At 45.4% G+C, this 879-nt stretch carries 3 tRNA genes and 1 rRNA gene; all 4 read right to left on the bottom strand.

What is annotated here, in order from left to right:
- Positions 1-358: 358 nt before the first annotated feature.
- Positions 359-434: transfer RNA gene (locus DPF93_RS21075), tRNA-Val, on the bottom strand.
- 28 nt (positions 435-462) lie between these two features.
- Positions 463-538 (bottom strand) — tRNA-Lys (locus tag DPF93_RS21070).
- 2 nt (positions 539-540) lie between these two features.
- A tRNA-Glu gene (locus tag DPF93_RS21065) sits at positions 541-616 on the bottom strand.
- Between the two features lie 87 nt (positions 617-703).
- Positions 704-879: ribosomal RNA gene (locus DPF93_RS21060) — 16S ribosomal RNA — on the bottom strand; the annotation flags it as partial.

The raw sequence follows: 879 nt of genomic DNA, 5'->3' as shown, positions 1-879 counted from the left end.
ACGCTTAGTCACTTAACCATACAACCCGAAGGAGTTTCGAGTTGATAATCAAATCACCAAAGTTGTCTGCAATTTTTATACATGATGCAGACTCGATTTTGCCGGACTCAAATATGTTTTGCTTTCGCAAAACCCAAGAACACTTGAATGTGTTTTTGTGTATTCAATAAATGAATACTTTGAGAACTTTACAAACAACAATAAATTGTTGTTTTGTCAGCTTTCCAAATTGTTAAAGAGCGATGCCACTTTTTATCAAAGTAACACTTTCTAAAGGTTCTTTAGAGGGCAAAAAACCTAACCACCTTCCGTTTTACCGCAGTGGTTTGGAGTTTGACTTCCAAAAACATTTAGAGAGTGGTGGGCGATACCGGGCTCGAACCAGTGACCCCCTGCTTGTAAGGCAGGTGCTCTCCCAACTGAGCTAATCGCCCACAATATTTGATTTCCTGTGGAAGGAAATGGTGGGTCGTGCAGGATTCGAACCTGCGACCAATTGATTAAAAGTCAACTGCTCTACCAACTGAGCTAACGACCCAATGGTATCCCGTAGGGGAGTCGAACCCCTGTTACCGCCGTGAAAGGGCGGTGTCCTAGGCCTCTAGACGAACGGGACACTGGATTTGAAGAGTTTGGGAACTCTTCACTCTAAAACTTCATAAACCATCAATCTGTGTGRACACTCATCRCRATAATCATCGTATAAGGAGGTGATCCAGCGCCAGGTTCCCCTAGCGCTACCTTGTTACGACTTCACCCCAGTCATGAACCACAAAGTGGTGAGCGTCCTCCCGAAGGTTAAACTACCCACTTCTTTTGCAGCCCACTCCCATGGTGTGACGGGCGGTGTGTACAAGGCCCGGGAACGTATTCACCGTG

It is taken from the genome of Vibrio rhodolitus, from assembly GCF_003350325.1.
Classification (GTDB): Bacteria; Pseudomonadota; Gammaproteobacteria; order Enterobacterales; family Vibrionaceae; genus Vibrio; species Vibrio rhodolitus.
The sequence above is the reverse complement of the archived record's forward strand: the minus strand, read 5'-3'. Positions and strand labels throughout refer to the sequence as shown.